Annotated in this window: 24 protein-coding genes; 13 read left to right on the top strand and 11 right to left on the bottom strand. The window is 34.8% G+C overall.

Annotation, left to right across the window (positions count from 1 at the left end; genetic code table 11):
* Nucleotides 1-104: 104 nt before the first annotated feature.
* The 11 genes from R2I74_RS05150 to rpmF all read right to left on the bottom strand — a co-directional run bounded on the left by R2I74_RS05150 (nt 105) and on the right by rpmF (nt 9,521).
* Nucleotides 105-1,880, bottom strand: coding sequence for a hypothetical protein (locus R2I74_RS05150; RefSeq protein WP_316354298.1), 1,776 nt, complete (start codon nt 1,878-1,880; stop codon nt 105-107).
* 59 nt (nt 1,881-1,939) lie between these two features.
* Nucleotides 1,940-2,944, bottom strand: a complete 1,005-nt coding sequence (locus R2I74_RS05155; RefSeq protein WP_316353273.1) for an IS701 family transposase — start codon at nt 2,942-2,944, stop codon at nt 1,940-1,942.
* Nucleotides 2,945-3,241: 297 nt separating this feature from the next.
* Nucleotides 3,242-4,231 carry an ABC transporter substrate-binding protein gene (locus tag R2I74_RS05160; RefSeq protein ID WP_316354301.1) on the bottom strand — a complete coding sequence of 330 codons (990 nt, stop codon included), beginning with the start codon at nt 4,229-4,231 and terminating at the stop codon, nt 3,242-3,244.
* A complete protein-coding gene (locus R2I74_RS05165) occupies nt 4,228-4,524 on the bottom strand; it encodes a YerC/YecD family TrpR-related protein (protein WP_316354303.1) in 297 nt (98 codons plus the stop codon). The genes R2I74_RS05160 and R2I74_RS05165 overlap by 4 nt, the downstream gene beginning before the upstream one ends.
* A 453-nt stretch (nt 4,525-4,977) precedes the next feature.
* Nucleotides 4,978-5,742, bottom strand: a complete 765-nt coding sequence (locus R2I74_RS05170) for a Rossmann-fold NAD(P)-binding domain-containing protein (RefSeq protein WP_316354305.1) — start codon at nt 5,740-5,742, stop codon at nt 4,978-4,980.
* Nucleotides 5,723-6,196 (bottom strand): aminotransferase class I/II-fold pyridoxal phosphate-dependent enzyme, encoded by a 474-nt coding sequence (locus tag R2I74_RS05175; protein ID WP_316354308.1) that lies wholly within the window; start codon nt 6,194-6,196, stop codon nt 5,723-5,725. Before R2I74_RS05175 ends, R2I74_RS05170 begins: the two co-directional genes overlap by 20 nt.
* Nucleotides 6,197-6,254: 58 nt before the next feature.
* On the bottom strand, nt 6,255-6,851 hold the full coding sequence (locus R2I74_RS05180; protein WP_316354309.1) for an aminotransferase class I/II-fold pyridoxal phosphate-dependent enzyme: 597 nt from the start codon (nt 6,849-6,851) through the stop codon (nt 6,255-6,257).
* 183 nt (nt 6,852-7,034) lie between these two features.
* Nucleotides 7,035-7,337 carry a MerR family transcriptional regulator gene (locus R2I74_RS05185; RefSeq protein ID WP_316354311.1) on the bottom strand — a complete coding sequence of 101 codons (303 nt, stop codon included), beginning with the start codon at nt 7,335-7,337 and terminating at the stop codon, nt 7,035-7,037.
* A complete protein-coding gene (locus R2I74_RS05190) occupies nt 7,334-7,654 on the bottom strand; it encodes an HU family DNA-binding protein (RefSeq protein WP_394355827.1) in 321 nt (106 codons plus the stop codon). Before R2I74_RS05190 ends, R2I74_RS05185 begins: the two co-directional genes overlap by 4 nt.
* Nucleotides 7,655-8,123: 469 nt before the next feature.
* On the bottom strand, nt 8,124-9,119 hold the full coding sequence (locus tag R2I74_RS05195; protein WP_316354314.1) for a beta-ketoacyl-ACP synthase III: 996 nt from the start codon (nt 9,117-9,119) through the stop codon (nt 8,124-8,126).
* A gap of 204 nt (nt 9,120-9,323) precedes the next feature.
* Nucleotides 9,324-9,521 carry a 50S ribosomal protein L32 gene (gene rpmF / locus R2I74_RS05200; protein WP_316354315.1) on the bottom strand — a complete coding sequence of 66 codons (198 nt, stop codon included), beginning with the start codon at nt 9,519-9,521 and terminating at the stop codon, nt 9,324-9,326.
* 178 nt (nt 9,522-9,699) lie between these two features.
* Between rpmF and R2I74_RS05205 the strand changes: the two genes are divergently transcribed.
* The 13 genes from R2I74_RS05205 to R2I74_RS05265 all read left to right on the top strand — a co-directional run bounded on the left by R2I74_RS05205 (nt 9,700) and on the right by R2I74_RS05265 (nt 19,476).
* Nucleotides 9,700-10,161 carry an outer membrane protein assembly factor BamE gene (locus tag R2I74_RS05205; protein ID WP_316354317.1) on the top strand — a complete coding sequence of 154 codons (462 nt, stop codon included), beginning with the start codon at nt 9,700-9,702 and terminating at the stop codon, nt 10,159-10,161.
* A gap of 8 nt (nt 10,162-10,169) precedes the next feature.
* The gene (gene gatC / locus R2I74_RS05210; RefSeq protein WP_316354318.1) at nt 10,170-10,472 is read left to right on the top strand and encodes an Asp-tRNA(Asn)/Glu-tRNA(Gln) amidotransferase subunit GatC; all 303 of its coding nucleotides are present in this window, start codon (nt 10,170-10,172) and stop codon (nt 10,470-10,472) included.
* 240 nt (nt 10,473-10,712) lie between these two features.
* The gene (gene gatA / locus R2I74_RS05215) at nt 10,713-12,194 is read left to right on the top strand and encodes an Asp-tRNA(Asn)/Glu-tRNA(Gln) amidotransferase subunit GatA (RefSeq protein WP_316354319.1); all 1,482 of its coding nucleotides are present in this window, start codon (nt 10,713-10,715) and stop codon (nt 12,192-12,194) included.
* Nucleotides 12,194-13,636: an Asp-tRNA(Asn)/Glu-tRNA(Gln) amidotransferase subunit GatB gene (gatB, locus tag R2I74_RS05220; RefSeq protein WP_316354321.1), complete on the top strand. Its 1,443-nt coding sequence runs from the start codon at nt 12,194-12,196 to the stop codon at nt 13,634-13,636. The genes gatA and gatB overlap by 1 nt, the downstream gene beginning before the upstream one ends.
* A 66-nt stretch (nt 13,637-13,702) precedes the next feature.
* A complete protein-coding gene (locus tag R2I74_RS05225) occupies nt 13,703-13,942 on the top strand; it encodes a type II toxin-antitoxin system Phd/YefM family antitoxin (RefSeq protein ID WP_316354323.1) in 240 nt (79 codons plus the stop codon).
* Nucleotides 13,943-13,944: 2 nt separating this feature from the next.
* Entirely contained in the window at nt 13,945-14,322 is a 378-nt protein-coding gene (locus R2I74_RS05230) for a type II toxin-antitoxin system VapC family toxin (protein WP_316354325.1), read from the top strand.
* A 16-nt stretch (nt 14,323-14,338) separates the two neighbouring features.
* Complete coding sequence (gene blaOXA, locus R2I74_RS05235; protein WP_316354327.1) at nt 14,339-15,136, top strand: class D beta-lactamase; 798 nt, start codon at nt 14,339-14,341, stop codon at nt 15,134-15,136.
* Between the two features lie 16 nt (nt 15,137-15,152).
* Entirely contained in the window at nt 15,153-15,938 is a 786-nt protein-coding gene (map, locus tag R2I74_RS05240) for a type I methionyl aminopeptidase (protein ID WP_316354328.1), read from the top strand.
* The gene (gene radC / locus R2I74_RS05245; protein WP_316354330.1) at nt 15,928-16,617 is read left to right on the top strand and encodes a RadC family protein; all 690 of its coding nucleotides are present in this window, start codon (nt 15,928-15,930) and stop codon (nt 16,615-16,617) included. Before map ends, radC begins: the two co-directional genes overlap by 11 nt.
* Nucleotides 16,614-17,627: an MraY family glycosyltransferase gene (locus R2I74_RS05250; RefSeq protein ID WP_316354331.1), complete on the top strand. Its 1,014-nt coding sequence runs from the start codon at nt 16,614-16,616 to the stop codon at nt 17,625-17,627. Before radC ends, R2I74_RS05250 begins: the two co-directional genes overlap by 4 nt.
* A gap of 258 nt (nt 17,628-17,885) precedes the next feature.
* Complete coding sequence (locus R2I74_RS05255; protein ID WP_316354332.1) at nt 17,886-18,137, top strand: hypothetical protein; 252 nt, start codon at nt 17,886-17,888, stop codon at nt 18,135-18,137.
* Entirely contained in the window at nt 18,124-18,879 is a 756-nt protein-coding gene (locus tag R2I74_RS05260) for an ABC transporter ATP-binding protein (protein ID WP_316354334.1), read from the top strand. Before R2I74_RS05255 ends, R2I74_RS05260 begins: the two co-directional genes overlap by 14 nt.
* A gap of 174 nt (nt 18,880-19,053) precedes the next feature.
* On the top strand, nt 19,054-19,476 hold the full coding sequence (locus R2I74_RS05265; protein ID WP_316354336.1) for a hypothetical protein: 423 nt from the start codon (nt 19,054-19,056) through the stop codon (nt 19,474-19,476).
* Nucleotides 19,477-19,480 lie beyond the last annotated feature (4 nt).

Below are 19,480 nucleotides of genomic sequence, written 5' to 3' on the forward strand. Positions count from 1 at the left end.
AAACTTTATTCTAATAGCACCATTATTATCATCAAATTTGCCTTGAAATATAAAAATATCCTTTAAAAACCGTGAATCAACATTCACTATTTGACGTACATAATTCAACCTGGAAAGCTATTCATCTCTTGATGAACATTCGAATCTATACCCATCAGTAACTCTAGAGCCTGCAAATTTTCATTATCACAAATTTCTTCAACAAAATCTTTGCAATTAATACTAAGCTGACTCATTAAGCTAATTAGCTGTGATGTAACTTTGTTATCATGATAATTTGAGAACTTTTTTAATAACTTAGGATAATTTAGCAGTATATTATCATATACAATTTCAATTACACTAAATATATTACATGCAGCGATATTATGAGAGGAGTATTCCATCTCATTTATGTTTGGCGTTATTAAATGATCAGTAGTATAGGTATATTTGCTTATAGAGTTAGCTAGTTGAGTGGCGATGCTTTCTGTAGATTTTTTGTCAACATATATGTTATCTTTAGTTATAGCATATATGACCTTTAAGGCATCTATGTAACCTAATATTAAAGGGTTAGTTTCATAAATTTTGCGGTTAATATCAACTTTAAAAATTTTGTCAATTTTATCTGATAGAGACTGATACTTCCAGCAAGCAATTTCTTTGTTATCGTGAGTTGCTATATATTCTATTTCTTGTTTTTTCCATATGGTTATCTTTTCAGCTGTAGTTTTTAATACTTCATGCAATTTATCTGGATCTAAGATAAATTTCATAAGCTTTGCAGTGTCAGCATTAATTATATTGCTTTTTGCTGTAGTGCTAATTGCCTTTATTACTTTTCCACTATTAGGCACTATAAAATCTAAAACAGCAAATAAAGCTTTCATAGAAATGGGTATATTAGTTGATATAAGCAATTGTTGGCTTGTAATTACTCCTGCGGTATTAAACATATGATGTAACTTATTGTATAAAGATGAATAGTAACTATATAATAATTCATCGCTCTTAAGTTCATTGCATGGAGCTAACTTGTCTTCAAGTGTTAAGTTTTTTATTTTAAGGCTTTCTTCTAGTGATTTCGAAGAATGTCTGGCTAGCTGTTGTACATGTTCAAAATGTATCTTATGCGTTATATTATTAAAGCCGCAAATTTCAGCAAATTTTGAGTGTTTACAGCTAAATTGATGAGCTAAATAAGAAAAAAAATTTGCCCCAATATTGTTTTCTAGCTCTGTGCGTATATTATTATACGCAAACTCTGTCATTGTCAGTGATTTTTGTTTTAATTGCAGATGAAGGAATTTTTTAGCTATAATTTCTTTATCTGCAGCGAAAAGAGACAAAGTATTATAAAAAGCAGAGTAACCATTATTATTACATTGAAAGGGGTTAGCCCCGTAAGTAAGTAATATATCTATAATATTGTTGTTGTCATGTGTTATTGCGTGATTTAACAAATGAAACAAAATCCCTTCTGAGTATGTATAATAAGAATTCAGACCTTCTATTGATTGATATAAGATACTAGTTTCTTGTAAAATTACTTGCCGATTTACAGAATTACTTTCTAGCACCAAGTTGATTAAGCTACTTATATTAGTATATACATTGCTGGGCGGTTCTAAGAATTTACTTAAGTTGAATATAAATCTAGTTTCTTCTAAAGTTAATGATTCAATTTGCTGTTTTTGTATTAGTGCTAGCATTTTATTGCGTACATGGGATACAGTTTGTGCTGTATTATCTATGATGGTAGTAAGATCTATGTGTTCATTATGTTCTAGTACTTCTAATGTTAACCACGCTACATTATGCTTAAGTATGTTATATTGATCTTTAATAAAGTTATAATTTAGTATAATTTGTTTATATTGCCCATGCGTAGTTTTCATACATCTACCCTCAATGAAAGTAATAATAAAATTATAACTCTTTTCGTAATGATCAGGACTTACGCAAATCGCACGACAGGGCTCTTTAATTCCTGGATTAAATAGTTCCTTAATAACCCGCTCTTTAGCTGATATACGGTGCTAGAAGCAGCATTTGCAGCTTTTTTCAAACAATTCCAGACCATGATAGCGCAAGCTATATGATTTCTCTGTATTCTTCCTATTCTACATTGGCACTTTTCAATACCGGTGACTTGCTTGACTTCACGATGAAATTCCTCAATCTTCCACCTGAAGCCATACTCTTGTTGTACAGCATCAAGCGAATTTTGAGCCATGTCGTTTGTGACGACATAGTCAGTTCTGTTGGTAGAAACAGTTACTCTGAATAATTTCACTTTATGATCTTTAGGAAATTTATGAATCTTGATAATCTTACCGTTGCTAATATCATCAGTACTCCAATCCAAAGAATCAACTCTACAGTAAGCCTTATTACCGTTGCTATCGTCTACTAAACGATTACTTTTGATAGGACAATAGTAATATTTACCGATAGTTTCTATTTGAAGTAGAATCGAGGTTGTCGCATACCAACTATCCATAAGTACTGTGTTAAATGCAACCTTTTTGCTATAATGAGCATTACGCAGCATTTCTTTAACGTGATCTATTTTAGTTAAACCGTCTTTATCGGGATTGAATATCCTATAATCTATTATCCAAAACTTATTCTCTTCAGGATTAACATAAACACAGGTCACAATACCTATGCCTTTTATTACTTCCTTGGCATTGCCGCTATATTGATACCTGACTTCATCTATATTATTCGAGTAACTTTTATCTAATACGCTATCGTCAAATAGCAACTTGCCGTTAGCGCTGAAGATAATCTCTTCTTTACCGTGTTCCCATATTAATCTTGGTGATAATTTAGCATTCGCTAGATATCTTCTGACCCTGTCGTCGCTTAAACCTTCTACATGATCAGCAAAATTTGTAATAGTATAATTTGTCTGGCTCGATAATAAATACTGACAATAATCTATTCTTGTAGTCATCTTATACTCACAATCTAAATTACATTATACTCCCATAATATCTCGATTCTTATCTAATTTCATTAGTCTTGCGGAAGTCCTGATGATTTAAAGAGTTATAGTTTTATCAAGTGAGATGAATTATTATTTTCTGAATGATTTTTGTTACTGATTATTATTTATATATCAAAATCAAGTAATTCCTTAGATTCACGTAGGGCATGTGATAACAATGGTCTCTAATCTTTTCGTAATATCTTTTTGCAATCAACGGTTGAATTGTATCATAGTTATTTAACTAATCAAGCGTATAAATAATTATTCTATTATTTTTGCTGCTTGTTTTATAATGTCCTGTGAAACATTGATACCAAGTTTTTTTGCTGCGTTAAGGTCAAGGTACAATTCGGTGCTTTCTGGAAATTCCACAGCTGGTAATGCGTTATCTGAATCTTGTGCAATACGCACAATCATTTTTCCTGTTTGCCACCCTACCTGATATTGATTGGGTCCAAGAGCGGCTACTGCTCCACTGCCTATTGCATCAGTATCACTAACAAACACCGGTATGGTGGCTTCATTTGCAGCCTTAATGATACTTTGCATGGCACTCAAAGCCGTATTATCGTTACTGATAAAAATTGCTTCGCTACTCTCTGCCAGCTTTGTAGCGCTTTGTGCTACATCTGCAGTTTTACTTGCGGTTTGTTTAATTAAAATCAGGTCAAATTTTGGACAAAGTTTTTCTAATTTTTGCACAATACTTACAGAATTTGCTTCACCTGGATTATATAAAATGCCAAGTTTTTTTAGTGACGGCAACAGCTTTTTAAATAACTCTAATTGCGGCTCTAACTGCACAAAATTTGATACACCTGAAATATTACCACCAGGTTTTTGAAGGTCATTAACTAGTCCTGCTCCTAATGGATCAGTAACTGTGCTAAACACCATCTTTATTTGACCAAGTTTAGCATATTTAATAAAACTTTGAGCAGCAACAGTGCCAACACCGACTACAATAGTTGGTGCCTGACCAACAAATTTATTGGCAATCTGTTGCGAGAGTGTTGCCATCCCTTGGGCTGATTCAATTCGTAAATCTAGATTATCATTGGCTTTATAACCGGAATTAGCTAATGCTGCTATTATTCCCTTGGTTGTGGTATCTAATGCTGGGTGATCGGTAGTTTGATTAATATATACACTTATTTTCTTTGGCTTATCATCGTTAACAGCAAAAGCCGATATATTCAACGACCAGCAAAAGACTGCAATAATAGAGGTAATAAATAATGATTTTTTCATTTTAGGCTCCTAAATTTATCTAGCATGAGTTGATATCCTTGGTTATGTTCTTCTCTTAAAAATCTAGCCACTCTACCTATGGTAGTAAGGCTAGCGCCGGTAATAGCATGAATTTCTCGGTAAGAAAATTTATTTTGATCTAATAGTTGTGCCACCTTCCATCTTTCTTTTAATGCTTTTATTTCTTGTGGAGTACATAAATCCAAAATAAATCTCATAGCTTCATTTTTGTTGTCTAATTGTGCCAAAGCATCAAATAATTCGATTATAGTATGGTGATCCTCATCTTTCATTTCAAACTATTCCCCGTTAAGATGTAATACTATACTACTACAGTAGTACAATATTGTCAAGACAATATTGTAAAATATCTTTCGGTTTCTTAAGCTAATGCGAGTTTCTGGCAATTTTAATTGGCAACTCGCGTTATTTAGGTTGATTACTTATTGGAATTTATACTATAGTGATTTTCTATTTTATATCTAAATTTTCTTGCCTATAATCCTTACTTGATAAGATCTACAGCCTTAACTTGACGCGTAGATTTCCGCGAACACTCTATAACTAACGTTTAAACTTAAAAACTCGTGAACGCTCCAACCAAGAAGTCTAAGATAAAAGCCGTGATAAAACAAATTCAGCTATAGCAACATCTTGCGCACTAATGCCAGAAAAATCTGCGATTATTGTTTTTACGTCTGCAGCGACACCTAATTTCAAGGCATCTCCAAGCTCTATCAGCGAATTTAAGGTGACAACGCCAGATCCCCTATAGCCTTTGCCACATCACCTAATTTCATAGCTTGCTCTTTGCTATCCACAATCACTAAATCGCTTTTGGCAAAAACGTCAACTGACAGCTCGCTTTTATGGGTATCATCACTACCAAAAGCAATGATAGCTTTATTGGAGTCTTTGTTAATATCGTGAATAATTGGGTTGGTTGATGAAGTAGCAGTAAAAATCACATCACATTTTGTGACCAATTTCTCTATTGAATCACATACAGAGTCAGTAATATTTCTAGCTTTGCTTTGGTCTCTAGCGTAGAGCATGATGTTGCTAGTTGGGTATTTTATACGCAATAAATCATAAAGCATTGTTCCCAAATTCCCGCTACCAATAATTCCAATATTTTTTAGACGCCATGGAATCCACTCGCTTACGATGATCCCTACAATGGCTGTTCTTACGCCAGTAAGAAAACCCTCATCGTACAAGATAACTTTGGGTACCCCAGTATCGGCAGCGAAAACTAGTATAACACCATTACCACCAAATGGACTACCGTTGGCAATTTTAATTACTAAATTGTTACTGCCTTGTTTGTATCCGCCTTTAATATGGCAATCGCTACCATAATTAGGAAAAACAAATTGCATAGGCGGTGGCACTTCATAAAGCCCAGATGCGAAATCAATAAAAGCAGATTTGTGTGAGCGAATCAGTTCTTCTAAGTCTGCAGTGAAATTAATGGCCTGCTTGATTTCTTTAAGTGCAAATATTTTCATGACGCAAGAACTCTTTTAGTCTTTCAAGACACTCTGGCATATTTTTTCTACCAAATCCAATTCTGAAGTAGTTGCCTTGATGGCTATAGATTGATGCGGGCATCAACAGAACACTTTGTTCTTGTAGCAATCTATCACAGAAGGAATCTATAACTTCCAAGCCTTTATATTTCACAAAACCCACGCATCCTCCTTGCGGTTTCACCCATTGAAATAAATGACCATATTCTATAAAGAGTTGATCTAGAATTTTTAAATTCTCTTCTACAATTTTGTTGTTGCGCTTAAGGATATAATCCTTATTGTGTAGGGATATAAGGCTTAGGATTTCAGCCGGTGCACTGTTACATATGGAAGTGTAATGCTTCATATGCTCTATCTTCTTCAAAATAACTTGATCCTGACATGCAATCCAGCCAATTCTGAGGCCTGCCATGCCAAAGGCTTTGCTCATCACTCCAGTGATAGAGCCTTATCATATAAACATGCAGCAGGAGGAGCCCATGGTTTATTCATGTCTCCAAGAAGTCTATAGACCTCATCTGAAAACAACCAAATACCCTTCGACTACAGATATCAATTAAACCTTTTAACTTATCCTCCTCTATCACTTGTCCTGTGGGATTATGAGGGAAGTTGATGACTATGCATTTTGTGTTTGGCTGGAGCGCATCTTGAATAGAATTTAAATCAATACACCAGTTATCTTCTTCTTTTAACGAAACTTCTGATATATCTGCCCCTTTCAATTTTGGAATTTCAAGAAGTGATTGATAGCAAGGTGTTAAAACAATGACATGATCACCAGCTTCAATCAAAGTATGAAGTGCACAAAATATAACTTCTTCAGCACCAGCAAACATGAGGATATTATCTACTTCAAGACCGCTGTAGAGCTCATCTGCTACCGATTTACGTAAAGCAGGTAACCCCGGTGCTTCTGTATAACTAAGACGTAAATTATCCCATAATTTTTTATCTTCAGGAGATGCAAAGCTCAAAATCTCTGACATTTGAAAGCTTTCTGCATCCGAGCAGCATAGCAGATATTTAGCCGAGAACTCGTGACGTGATAAATATTCTTCCAGTTTAAATGGATTTATGCTCATTATTTTCTCAATTCTTTTAGATATTTAAAAACAGTAGGCTCTACCAAGACCCAAATTTTTGCTACATAATCGGCAGCGTTTTTTTATTAAAAGCACCTAAGTGAAACCAATACTTTCACTAAAGCTTTTTTATCTGCGTTACCTAGATCATATAGTAGTTATTGTGACACTTACCTAAAAACCTTATAATCTATTGATTACATTATTAATATTGGACGAGAGTTGACAAAATTTATGCATCAAAATATCTATTTGATTAATTATAGTATTATGATCCAAATTAAATAGATTATAAGAATGCTCTTTGACTCTGGTTTTAATTAATGCGATATTTTGTTGAGTATAATATCGTCGGCCTTTAATTTTAGTAACAGTAAAATTTGGTAAAACCTTCTCCAAATAACGTAACTGATGAGCAGGTATATGGAGCATGGTTGTTACTTCAGCAATTGAATAGTATTTTTTACATTGTAAATTTTCAATCATTTTAGTTCATGATGATCATTAATTATATTCTTTAAATATTTAGCAGGAGAAAAACTGATAACGCTTCTTGGCTCAATAATAATCTGAGTTTTGGTCTGCAAATTTTGACCAGGTCTTGCTTTTTTATTATTGATACTAAAACTACCAAACTTCTGCAATACTAACTTCTGCTCACTTTTTAAAATAACTTGCATCTGGTTAAAAATTTGATTTACTATTTCTTCACAGACCATGCCAGAGAACCCTACTTTTGATTTTAGCATGGAAGTGATCTTTTCCTTGGTAATAGTAATAGAATTTTGATTTGTAGTATTCATAATATTTTACTCTACTTTTTTACTCAAGAACGACAACGCAATCTAGTTATAAAATACTCGTTTTACTGAGAGCGTTTAATAGCATACGATCAGGTGAAGGAAAATTGACGCTCAATCGTCTTGCTTGAGCTACTCAACCCGTCATTGCGAGGGAGCTCGCTCCCGTGGCAATCTAGAAAATCCGTATAGCCTAATTGTGGATTGCTTCGACTTCGTCTCGCAATGACGCGCAGTCGAGAGCTCACAATGATGCTTAAGAAGTGCCCAAGCAAGACGACGGTACCGTCTCTTTTCCTTAACTTGACGCGTATGGTTCATTGAACACTCTCGTTTTTACCGAGTATAGCTTTGAGCGATAAGCTAGTGATATTAAATTTTGTAGGACTCGCTTGTGCTCACGTACTTTTGTACACTCCGCAAGCTCGCCTTTAAATTCAACGTCACTAGGCTTATCGCTCTGTGCTATACATCACCAACGGATTAACGCCGATCCCCAAGTTAACCCTGCTCCAAAAGCTGTAAAAAGGATAATATCGCCTTCGTTTAATGAACCTGATGATTTTAACTCAGAGAGAGCTAATGGAATTGACGATGCCGAGCAATTCGCGTGTTTAGCTATTGTTTTTATTACTTTATTTTCGTCGACATTAAGTCGGTCAATAATTGACTGAATAATTCTGAGATTAGCTTGATGAGGTATCAAATAACTAATATCAGCAATAGTTAAATTGTTTTTTGCTAAAATCTCGATCATTGAATCAGTCATTTTTTCAACGGCATTTTTAAATAAAGCTGGACCTTTCATCTTAATTTTACCGCTTTGGCCGTTAGAACTCACCCCACCATCAGTATATAGCAGCTCACCATAACTACCATTGGAATATATCTGACTATCAATTACACCAGAATTCACCTCTATTTTAGGTGACGCAAATAAAAATCCATTATTATCAACGCTCTTACGTTGTAGAACCACTGCTCCGGCACCATCACCAAATAACACGCAAGTATTTCGATCACCCCAATCTAGTAAAGATGACATTTTTTCGGCGCAAATTAGTAATATGGTGTTATATTTCCCAGATGCTGCTAAACTATCAGCTACCTGCAGCCCATAAATAAAACCCGAACACACTGCTTGTAAATCAAATGATGGGATATTTCCTAATGCAAAATATCCTTGTACTTTGGTGGCGGTAGAAGGAAAGCTATTATCTGGCGTTGTCGTACAGACAATGATTAAATCAATATCAGTTGGTAGCAAATTAGCATCTTGCAAAGCATGTTCGGCAGCTTTGTATGCCAAATGTGAGGTATATTCATCACTTGCTGCTAGATGTCTTTGTAAAATTCCAGTTCTTGATTTTATCCACTCATCTGTAGTATCAACAAACGACTCTAGATCTAGGTTAGTTACTATGTTTTTTGGTAAATAACCACCACATCCAATAATCTTACACGCCATATAATCTTACACACCATTTAGAGCCTGTCTTTAAAAGTGCATCTAAGAGGTAATTTTGTTGTCAAAACTCGTCTCCGTTCCGCAATAAACCAAGAGTACACTGCGGTACTCGACTTCTTTTTTCTAAAAATTCCTCCCTTATATGCACTTTAAAGACAGGCTCTTAGACCTATAAAATCAGGATTCACTGATAGCAAATTGCTATCAAACTGCTTCATCAGTATCTATTTTTTTAGCAATCACTAATCGTCCATTATATGTTCCGTCAATTAATGACGCATGATGCGGTAGTTTATATTCACCGGTACGACTATCCACCATCACATTGATCTTACCTAGTGCATGATGAGAACGACGCATGTTACGACGTGATTTTGATGTTTTCTTTTTTGGTACTGCCATTAAATCCTCAATTTACTCAATATTAGTATAATATTCTTCTATATTTTAACTGGCTTTTTATAGTACTAATTGTTATCCACGCAACAATTTACTAAAGCCGATCAAAAAGTATTTGTCAAAGACCCGCGCAGTGTACTATATTTCAATTCTGAAATCTAGATTATATTTAAGTGACAATATGAAAATTTTTATTCCTATACTAGCCTTGCTATCAATGTTGTTATTTACTACTAGCTGTCAAACACTGGACGTAAGGGGACAATATGTTGACGATAGTACTATCAATAAATTAGAAAACAAGAATCTAACTAAAGCAGAGGTAGAAGAGTTAATCGGTACTCCGACTATCATTCCGGATTACACTCCAGATACTTGGTATTACGTACACAGGTTTATGGGAAAACGTGCATGGTTCCAACCAAAAACGATCGAACAACGAATTGTAAAAATAAAATTTACTAAAGATAATATTATCGAAGAAGTAGTAGTATTAAATGATGATCATTCAGAAGATATTGAAGTGGTAAGTGAATATACTAAAGCTTATGGTACAGAACAGAATGGCATCCAAACTTTTATCAAGAATATTGGTAGATTTAATAAGACTACTGATGGCAAGAAGAAACGTAGTAAAAAATAAAGGTATAAATGATTACTCCTAACGACGTTACCAAAATCGCAAAATTAGCCAAATTACATTTTACTACTGACGAGATAACAAATTTTGCCGAAGAATTGACTGAGATCATGAAGATGATAGATACATTAAATGAGGTAGACTGCAGTAATATTACTCCATTAACTTCTGCTTGTGATATGACACCAAGAATGCGTAAAGATGTTGTTACTAGTGTCAGTATTGCCGATGAATTGTTTGCTAATGTTCCTGATAATAATGCAAATTTTGCCAAAGAGATTAAGTGTTATATAGTCCCTAAAATACTAGAGTAAATTAAATAGCATTTTAATCATAGGCATCAAGATATTTAGGAAACGAACTGGCAGTATTCCTATTCATTATGAACAAGCTCGTCATTATTTATGAACAGGTCTCGTCATTGCGAAGGCTTTGCCTGAAGCAATCCAGCTCGTATGGCAAATGACTGGATTGCTTCGACCTTAAATGGTCTCGCAATGACGTGTCTACTTAGTGACCTATATTTTTGAATTTACCATAAAAGAAGTTGCAATATGGATGAACTGACAAAATTAACGATTAGCCAAGCTTTAAGTGGTTTGCAAAACAAGCAATTTTCAAGCGTAGAACTAACTGAAGCTCATATTGACCGGATAATTCAACAGCGACAATTGAATTCCTATATTACAGAGACATTCGAGCTAGCTCTGGAGCAAGCCCATATCGCTGATCAGCATTACCGGATTCAGCAAGCCCGTAAGCTTGAGGGTATTCCCATAGCCGTCAAAGATTTATTTTGCACTAAAGGAGTTAAGACTACTGCTGGTTCCAAGATGCTTGCTAATTTTGTGCCAACATATGAATCCAGAGTTAGTCAGAATATTAGAGATCAAGGGATAATTATGCTGGGTAAAGCTAATATGGATGAATTTGCTATGGGTTCAGCGAATATTACCAGTCATTTTGGCAATGTTATTAATCCATGGCGAGCAAATAATATTACTCAAGATTTGGTACCAGGCGGATCCTCAGGTGGTTCTGCCGCTGCTGTCAGCAGTTTTACTGCCATGGCCGCGCTTGGTAGCGACACTGGTGGTTCCGTTCGTCAACCGGCAGCATTTACTGGTATAGTTGGGATGAAACCTACATATGGTCGCTGTTCAAGGTGGGGAATGATCGCTTTTGCAAGCTCTCTTGATCAGGCTGGGATTTTTACCAGGACTGTAGAAGATACCGCTAGAATGTTGGAAACAATGATGGGATTTGATGACCGAGATTCAACTTCGATAGATATAGCAGTGCCTGAACTTGTATCCGCATGTAATAAGTCGGTAAAAGGCTTAAAGGTAGGAGTGCCGATGAGTCTGATGACTGCTCCAGGAATTGCAGCAGAGATTATTAATATGTGGCAGGAAACCATTAACGCCCTTAAACAAGAAGGGGTAGAAATTATTAATATCGATCTATCTCACTCCAATTACGCCATCCCTACTTACTACGTTATTGCTTCTGCTGAAGCCTCATCAAATCTTGCCAGATATGACGGTATTCGCTATGGTCATCGAACGAAAAAGGAGCGGATAAATATTGATGAACTTTATGCTTTAACACGCTCGGAAGGTTTTGGTGCTGAAGTAAAGCGTAGAATAATGATTGGCACTTATGTATTATCGGCAGCATTCATGGACGCTTATTATTTAAAAGCACAAAAAGTACGCAGGTTAATTGCCAATGATTTTAAAACAGCCTTTACCACAGTCGATGCAATAATATTACCGTCAGCACCTTCAGCTGCTTTTGGCGTTGACGAAAAACAAGATAACCCGGTAACTATGTATTTAAACGATATCTTCACTATTCCAGCAAGTCTTGCTGGTTTGCCATGCATCTCTGTACCAGCTGTGCTTTCTGCAGATGGGCTGCCACTTGGAATGCAAGTTATTGGCTCTACTCTTGATGAGTATAATGTTCTCAAAGTGGCTGCAGCCATTGAGCGCACAAGGAGTAATGTCAATTTTATACCGGGAGGATTCTAATGGCTTATGTCATCGGAGACTGGGAATATGTAATCGGGCTTGAAGTTCACGCACAAATATCATCTAAATCCAAACTTTTTTCAAGCAGCTCTACCTCATTCGGTGCAGCGCCAAATTCACAAGTATCATTAGTAGATGCAGCAATGCCAGGAATGTTACCAGTATTAAATGAATATTGTGTATATCAGGCTATCAAAACCGGTTTAGCCTTAAATGCCAAAGTTAATTTATATTCAGTATTTGACCGTAAAAATTACTTTTACCCGGATTTACCTCAAGGTTATCAAATTTCACAATTTTATCAACCGATAGTACAGAATGGTCAAATTACTATTATTCTTGAAGACGGAACAGCAAAAATTATCAGAATAAATCGTTTGCATCTTGAACAAGATGCAGGCAAAAGCTTACATGATCAGTCTCCTACTTCAAGCTTTATTGATTTAAATCGCTGTGGTATTGCTTTAATGGAAATAGTTACTGAACCAGATATGAGTTCACCATTTGAAGCTGCGGAATATGTAAAGAAACTTAGAAGTATATTACGTTGCATTGGTAGTTGCGATGGCGATATGGAAAAAGGGTCACTACGTTGTGATGCCAATGTATCAGTACGCAAAGCTGGCGCACCACTCGGCACTAGATGTGAGATCAAAAACATAAATTCTGTGCGCCACATTGCCAAAGCCATAGAATTTGAAGCGCTGCGTCAAGTAAGTATTTTAGAAAATGGCGGTATAATTGCTCAAGAAACCAGGTTATTCGATGCCGATACCGGTGAGACCAGAACTATGAGATTAAAGGAAGATTCTCAGGATTATCGTTATTTTCCTGATCCTGATTTATTACCAGTAAGATTATTACAAGAGCTAGTTGATGATATTGCAAAAACATTGCCAGAATTACCTGATGCTAAAGTAACTAGATATGTCAAAGAGTTGGGTATTAGTAATTATGATGCTGAAGTGATTGTAATGGATGAAGCGGTAGCTAAATATTTTGAAACGGCGATAAAGATTGGTAACCCCAAAATCACAGCTAACTGGATCACTAGTGAATTATTCGGCAAGCTCAACAAAAATAATATAGAACTATCAGAGTGTAAGATTACACCCTTAATGCTTGGGAATATGGTTAAATTAATCGAAGGTGAGGTGATTTCTGGGAAAATTGCCAAAACTGTCTTTGAAATCATGTTTGATACTGGCGCATCGCCACAACAAATTATTGAAGAACAGGGGTTGGTACAAGTTTCCAATCAAGATGAGATTTTGTTGATTATTAACCAGGTGTTAGAAGAGAATGTAGAATCTGTAACTGCGTATCGAAATGGTAAAGAAAAGCTATTTGGCTTTTTTGTTGGGCAAATAATGAAAAAAACCGACGGCAAAGCAAATCCTACGTTAGTTAATAAGTTGTTGAAAGGTCAATTGCATAGTTGATAAAAATATATACAAACCAGATCCGATCTGACTATAATAAAATTAGCAACAAAATCAGTTAATTTTATGAAATCAGTAAATGTTACTGCTGCGAAAGCGCACTTATCCGCTCTACTTAAAGAACTGGAAGAAAAAGATGAAGAAATAATAATAGAAAGAGCTGGTAAACCTATAGCTAGAATTCTCAAATACAAAGCTATCAAACATTTTAATAGATTAGGGATGTTTAAAAATAAAATTACTTTTTCTGAAGACTTTGATCAATGGCCAGAGGATATTGCTATTAAATTGGGTATCAAGGATTAAATATGAGAGTACTGCTTGATACTCATACTCTTATCTGGGGACTATGTGAACCAGAAAAACTAAATGTTGAGACTAAAAAATTGCTTATTAATGTTGATAATATTATATTTGTTAGCGTTGCTTCTTTATGGGAATTACAAATAAAGAAGTCATTAAATAAAATTAGCTTACCAGATAAGTTTGCATCTCAATTACAGGAACATGGATATGAATTATTGAATATTACTCATGAGCATATTGCAAAGTTAGATGATCTACCCATGATTCATAGAGATCCATTTGACCGAATGTTAATAGCCCAGAGTATATATGAAAACATACCTTTAATTACTAAAGATGCAGAAATAGTAAAATATAATATACAAATAATTATTCCCTAGGATTAGAAGATAAGTTATGAAAAAAGCTATTTTATTTTTAAGTGCCATGTTGTTATTTAGCACTCCAGCAATGGCAGAAAGAAAATGCTTTTTAGTTAAAGAAAATAACAAAGTCATTAAACAAGAAGGAGATTGCGGGACGCGCTATGCTCCTGAATCCACCTTCAAGATTCTGCTCAGTCTGATGGGTTATGATGTAGAGGTTTTGGAAGATGAAACTCATCCTGAGTGGCCGTTTAAAGAAGGTTATGATCTTTTTATTAATGTTTGCAAGGGAGCTCATAATCCTAGAACATGGATGAGAGATAGTTGCGTTTGGTATTCTCAAGTTTTAACACAAAAACTTGGAATAGAGAAATTTACAGATTATGTCGTAAAATTTAACTATGGAAATCAAGATGTTTCAGGAGACAAAGGTAAAAATAATGGACTAACCAACTCGTGGCTGTCAAGTTCTCTTGAAATTTCACCATCCGAGCAAACGATATTCTTACAAAAATTAGTTGATAATGCATTGCCTGTAAGTACAAAATCTCATTCCATGACAAAAAAAATCATGTTTAGAGAAGAATTGTCAGGCGGCTGGAAGCTTTATGGAAAAACAGGAAATGGTCGGCAGCTAAACATGGATAGAACTAAAAAATTAGAGCTGCAGCATGGCTGGTTTGTTGGCTGGATTGAAAAAGACGGACGAATCATTATATTTGCAAGCCATATTGCAGATGATAAAAAACAAGACACTTTTGCCAGCTTTAGAGCGAGAGACGAAGCAAGAAACAAATTGTGGAAATTAATTGATGAGTTAGAAAAATAACTTGAGAGGTCAACTAATGGCTATTACGATTCATTCTGCAGAAGATTTTGCTAAGATGCGAGTAGCAGGAAAATTAGCTGCAGAAACATTAGATTTTATTACTGATCATGTGTATCCTGGAGTAACAACAAATCACCTAAATGATTTGTGTCATGATTTTATTATTGCTCGCAAAGCTATTCCAGCACCATTAAACTACCGTGGATTTCCAAAATCAATTTGTACCTCAGTGAATCACGTGGTGTGTCATGGTATTCCAAATGATCGCCAATTAAAAGATGGTGATATTGTTAATATTGATGTTACTGTTATCGTTGATGGTTGGCACGGAGATAATAGTCGGATGTATTATGTTGGCAATATTGGTATTAAACAAAAACGTTTGATTCAGATTACTTATGAAGCGATGATGCTAGGCATAGAACAGGTAAAACCAGGCGTACATCTTGGTGATATAGGACACGCAATCCAGAGCTATGCTGAAAAGAATAATTATTCCGTAGTCAGAGATTATACAGGTCATGGTGTTGGGAAGATCTTTCATACTGAACCAACAGTATTTCACCACGGAACAAAGGGTACCGGGGCAATTTTAAAGGAAGGTATGTTTTTTACCATTGAGCCGATGATAAATACTGGGGCTCCTGATACTATCTTAAGTCGCTTAGATGGTTGGACTGTAACTACACGTGATAAATCTTTGTCAGCACAGTTTGAACATACTATCGGAGTAACTCAAACTGGTTACGAAATATTTACCTTATCACCAAAAAATTTGCATTATCCTCCATATGCAAGATAATCAATTGCAACCCCATTATATTGGCCACCGATCACGGTTACGGCAAAAAGTTCTGGATCATCAGTTAGACAGTTTTGCCGATTATGAATTATTGGAATTATTATTGTTTACAGCTATTCCTAGACGAGATGTTAAACCTATCGCCAAAAAATTACTAAACCAATTTGGTAGTTTGTCTGGGTTAATTAATGCTGATAAAGATAAATTATTACTAATAGAAGAAATTAACAAAAATTTTTGTATTAACCTTTATGTAGTGCGTGAACTCATCAATAGAGTATTAAAACAAAAAATTGTGAATAATAATATTATTGGTTGCTGGAGCGACCTACTTGACTATTTAAAATCAACAATGGGAAGTTTAAAAATTGAGCAGTTTAAAGTGCTATTTTTAAATAAAAAAAATATTTTGATTGCCGATGAGTTAATGTCGGTAGGTACTATTGACCAAGCAGCAGTATATCCTAGAGAAATCATTAAACGTGCTTTATTTCATGAGGCTGGAGCAATTATACTGACTCATAATCATCCAAGCGGTAGCCCCACACCATCAAAAAGCGATTTGGAACTAACCAAAAAAATAGTAGAAGTTTGTAGTGCCGTTAGTATTTCCGTCCATGATCATGTCATTATTGCCGGTGGAGAATATTATAGTTTTAAATCAAACTTATTATTATGAACTCTTCTATTATACAATTAAGTGTATTGTTCTTGCTAGCTCTAGCAGGATCTTTTATCCTGACCAAACTACTAATTCAACAATTATGGTTATTTGGCATAGTAGATAAGCCTGATAATCGGAGAGTTCATCAGGTAACTACGCCACGCGGTGGTGGTCTTGCTATAGTACTGGTACTGGTTGTTTTGGGAAGTGCATTCGAGTATTTCTTCTTCAATCAAATGACTGGTATTTTTAAGCTATTACCATTATTTTTAGTAATTGCGCTGGTGTCATTTTTAGACGACATCAGAGCAATTTCTGTATTAACAAGGTTTATCATCCATTTAATTTGTTCAGCATCAGCAATCTTGTTATTTTTATACCCAACAACTTTATTGCATCAAGAAGTACCTGTATTTGTAGATTTTATCTTTGCAACAATAGCGCTCACCGCATTTCTTAATATTTACAATTTCCTGGATGGCATTGATGGTATCACTGCGGTGGAATCAATCCATTTATCAATAACAATATTATTACTCTGTTATTTGAAATATGAGATAATCCTCAACGCAAAACTTATAATAGTTATTGCAGTAATATTACTTGCTTGTTCTATAAGTTTTTTAATATTTAACTGGTCTCCAGCTCAAATATTTATTGGTGACGTTGGTAGTATTAGTCTTGGTTTTCTAATAGGAGTATGTCTGCTATTAATTTCGGCTTCAAGTGCACGCCTATTTGCTGCAGCAAGCATTGCCAGCCTTTATTATTTAGCTGATGGCGGTTTAACTATACTAATTAGACTGATTAATGGAGAAAAAATTTGGCAGCCACATTTAAAACATTTCTTTCAACAAGCAATAAGGAATGGTTTTAGCAATAAGCAAGTGGTGTGGCGAATAATATTTTGCAACTTATTATTAATGGTGTTTGCGATTAGTGCATTATATTATCCGGCATTATCTATTATGTGTGCCATACTAGTAGTAATGACTACTCTAGTTGGTTTTAGTAGCAAAAAATAAGATATAAGAGGAAGATCTAGTGGTAACAAAAACGATTAGTACTTTTAGTAGTAGACCTCTCTCACAAACTCTACCTTTGCAGATTAATTTGCGCAACAGTTCAGTACTTGAACTCGGAACAATATGATACTTTCTTCGTTCAGACAAAAATTTGGATATTTTGAGATATAATTCTCATAGATTAAATTAATGTTTTGTTTGAATTTTATTATAAATAAGCTACATTAATGCAATTAATATATAAAGCGAGTATATGTCATGGATAGATGGCCGCGGAAGCTGGGTGTTGTTTTAGGGATACTTTTTATTATCGGTTTTTTCTGGTTTGTTTGGTCAGGTCTGGAATTTATAACTATTTCCCTGTTTGGAGCAAAAGTTGCTGGCTATGTAGATAAAATAATAGGGTTTAGCATACTGGCTTTGTGGGTAGCTCATACAATGGATAAAATAAACTCTCGGTTAGATAAAATTGAGCAGGATATACAAGACATCAAATATGGCAAAAATTAAAATTCAATCATTATATAAATCGTTTGGTCGGCATACGGTGTTAAACGGTATTGACTTGGATATTAAACAAGGGAATTCGTTGGTTATTTTAGGTGGCTCTGGTACTGGTAAATCAGTTCTAATTAAAACTATTATCGGGTTGATTGCTCCTGATAGTGGTAGTATTATTATTGATAGCATTGATACTACGTCTATGTCTAGCCAAACTAGATTTGATATTATGAAGAAATGTGGATTCTTATTTCAGAATGGTGCTTTGTTTGATTCATTGACAGTGCAGGATAATATCACTTTTTTTGCTGAAAGATTATATCAGCTTTCAAAGAGTGATAAACAATCTATGGCAGTAGATAAGCTTGAATCTGTAGGCTTATCAGAAAAAATATTAAATTTTTATCCCGCTGAATTGTCTGGTGGAATGCAAAAACGTGTTGCTCTTGCTAGAGCCATTTGTAGTAATCCAGAAATCATTTTCTTTGATGAGCCTACCACTGGGCTTGATCCAATTATGGCAAATATTATTAATGAGTTGATTATTAAGGTTAGAGCAGAACTTGGGGCAACTACTATAACTATTACCCACGACCTTAATAGTGCGGCGATAATAGCGAACGATGTGGCGTTAATTTATCAGGGTAAGATTATCTGGTATGGCTCAAAAGAAGAAATGGAAGATGCAGATGATCCTTATCTTCATCAATTTGTCCATGGGCTTACTGAAGGACCTATCCAGTACACCTAGATTTGCGCAATATCTAGCTGTATCTCGGCCACACAGAAGGTCATCCCGAACTTGTTTTCGGGATGATGGTTTCTTCGTTCGGGATCTGTCGACAATTGCATAAGATACTGAAATGAATTCAGTATAACTTCTATAAAACTATCCTAATTCATCATAATTTACTGTATATTCTCCGTGAGTAAAATTGAAATATATCTGCTGTTATTTACCGATAGTTTTGTTAGTGGTTTGGCGATTAATACCAGCAAGGAAATTATGGTTTATACCATCAAAGCCTTTAACACTGCTAATAGAGAAATCACTATTATTGTGGTAACAGTTGCTAGTTTGGTAGCAAATTTTGCTAATTATTTTTTTGGCAAAGTATTGTATAATATTTTTGATCGAACTGGAATAGAGCAACAACAGCTTGTACGCAATAATAGGTTATTAAAATTAGCAAAATATAATAGAATATTTCTATTATTAAGTATAATTCCTTTTTTTGGTAAGTTTGTACCAGTGATTGCGGGCTTTAGTAAATTTCCTATGGTTAGTACGATATTGATCTGTAGTGGATTGAAATTTGGTTATTATATATACTTAATGATGATGTAATTTT

Source organism: Candidatus Trichorickettsia mobilis (assembly GCF_963422225.1).
Classification (GTDB): domain Bacteria; phylum Pseudomonadota; class Alphaproteobacteria; order Rickettsiales; family Rickettsiaceae; genus Trichorickettsia; species Trichorickettsia mobilis_B.

Excerpts from the sequence above, each read along its gene's own strand:
- R2I74_RS05190 (WP_394355827.1), bottom strand. The coding sequence starts at position 7,654 with ATGAATACTACAAATCAAAATTCTATTACTATTACCAAGGAAAAGATC.
- R2I74_RS05170 (WP_316354305.1), bottom strand. The coding sequence starts at position 5,742 with ATGAAAATATTTGCACTTAAAGAAATCAAGCAGGCCATTAATTTCACT.
- R2I74_RS05230 (WP_316354325.1), top strand. The coding sequence starts at position 13,945 with ATGAGAGTACTGCTTGATACTCATACTCTTATCTGGGGACTATGTGAA.
- gatB (WP_316354321.1), top strand. The coding sequence starts at position 12,194 with ATGGCTTATGTCATCGGAGACTGGGAATATGTAATCGGGCTTGAAGTT.
- map (WP_316354328.1), top strand. The coding sequence starts at position 15,153 with ATGGCTATTACGATTCATTCTGCAGAAGATTTTGCTAAGATGCGAGTA.
- rpmF (WP_316354315.1), bottom strand. The coding sequence starts at position 9,521 with ATGGCAGTACCAAAAAAGAAAACATCAAAATCACGTCGTAACATGCGT.
- R2I74_RS05255 (WP_316354332.1), top strand. The coding sequence starts at position 17,886 with ATGGATAGATGGCCGCGGAAGCTGGGTGTTGTTTTAGGGATACTTTTT.
- radC (WP_316354330.1), top strand. The coding sequence starts at position 15,928 with ATGCAAGATAATCAATTGCAACCCCATTATATTGGCCACCGATCACGG.
- R2I74_RS05185 (WP_316354311.1), bottom strand. The coding sequence starts at position 7,337 with ATGATTGAAAATTTACAATGTAAAAAATACTATTCAATTGCTGAAGTA.
- R2I74_RS05155 (WP_316353273.1), bottom strand. The coding sequence starts at position 2,944 with ATGACTACAAGAATAGATTATTGTCAGTATTTATTATCGAGCCAGACA.
- R2I74_RS05180 (WP_316354309.1), bottom strand. The coding sequence starts at position 6,851 with ATGAGCATAAATCCATTTAAACTGGAAGAATATTTATCACGTCACGAG.
- gatC (WP_316354318.1), top strand. The coding sequence starts at position 10,170 with ATGATTACTCCTAACGACGTTACCAAAATCGCAAAATTAGCCAAATTA.
- R2I74_RS05160 (WP_316354301.1), bottom strand. The coding sequence starts at position 4,231 with ATGAAAAAATCATTATTTATTACCTCTATTATTGCAGTCTTTTGCTGG.
- R2I74_RS05250 (WP_316354331.1), top strand. The coding sequence starts at position 16,614 with ATGAACTCTTCTATTATACAATTAAGTGTATTGTTCTTGCTAGCTCTA.
- R2I74_RS05165 (WP_316354303.1), bottom strand. The coding sequence starts at position 4,524 with ATGAAAGATGAGGATCACCATACTATAATCGAATTATTTGATGCTTTG.
- blaOXA (WP_316354327.1), top strand. The coding sequence starts at position 14,339 with ATGAAAAAAGCTATTTTATTTTTAAGTGCCATGTTGTTATTTAGCACT.
- R2I74_RS05260 (WP_316354334.1), top strand. The coding sequence starts at position 18,124 with ATGGCAAAAATTAAAATTCAATCATTATATAAATCGTTTGGTCGGCAT.
- R2I74_RS05225 (WP_316354323.1), top strand. The coding sequence starts at position 13,703 with ATGAAATCAGTAAATGTTACTGCTGCGAAAGCGCACTTATCCGCTCTA.
- R2I74_RS05175 (WP_316354308.1), bottom strand. The coding sequence starts at position 6,196 with ATGAGCAAAGCCTTTGGCATGGCAGGCCTCAGAATTGGCTGGATTGCA.
- R2I74_RS05195 (WP_316354314.1), bottom strand. The coding sequence starts at position 9,119 with ATGGCGTGTAAGATTATTGGATGTGGTGGTTATTTACCAAAAAACATA.
- R2I74_RS05150 (WP_316354298.1), bottom strand. The coding sequence starts at position 1,880 with ATGAAAACTACGCATGGGCAATATAAACAAATTATACTAAATTATAAC.
- gatA (WP_316354319.1), top strand. The coding sequence starts at position 10,713 with ATGGATGAACTGACAAAATTAACGATTAGCCAAGCTTTAAGTGGTTTG.
- R2I74_RS05205 (WP_316354317.1), top strand. The coding sequence starts at position 9,700 with ATGAAAATTTTTATTCCTATACTAGCCTTGCTATCAATGTTGTTATTT.